This is a genomic window from Lactobacillus nasalidis, from assembly GCF_016587775.1.
In the GTDB taxonomy this organism is placed as follows: Bacteria; Bacillota; Bacilli; order Lactobacillales; family Lactobacillaceae; genus Lactobacillus; species Lactobacillus nasalidis.
On sequence record NZ_BOCG01000228.1, the window covers coordinates 1 to 273 of the forward strand.

The 273-nt window shown below is 50.5% G+C and carries 1 rRNA gene; it reads left to right on the forward strand.

What is annotated here, in order from left to right:
* Positions 1-273 (forward strand): 23S ribosomal RNA (locus lacNas_RS03815); the annotation flags it as partial.

A 273-nucleotide genomic window follows, 5' to 3' on the forward strand; every position in this document is an offset into this window, starting at 1 on the left:
AATCCAAAGAAGACCTATCAGTATCCTGAGTAGGGCGGGACACGTGAAATCCCGTCTGAATCCGCGAGGACCATCTCGCAAGGCTAAATACTAACCAGTGACCGATAGTGAACCAGTACCGTGAGGGAAAGGTGAAAAGAACCCCGGGAGGGGAGTGAAAGAGAACCTGAAACCGTGTGCCTACAAGTAGTCAGAGCCCGTTATCGGGTGATGGCGTGCCTTTTGTAGAATGAACCGGCGAGTTGCGTTAGTCAGCAAGGTTAAGTCAGAAAA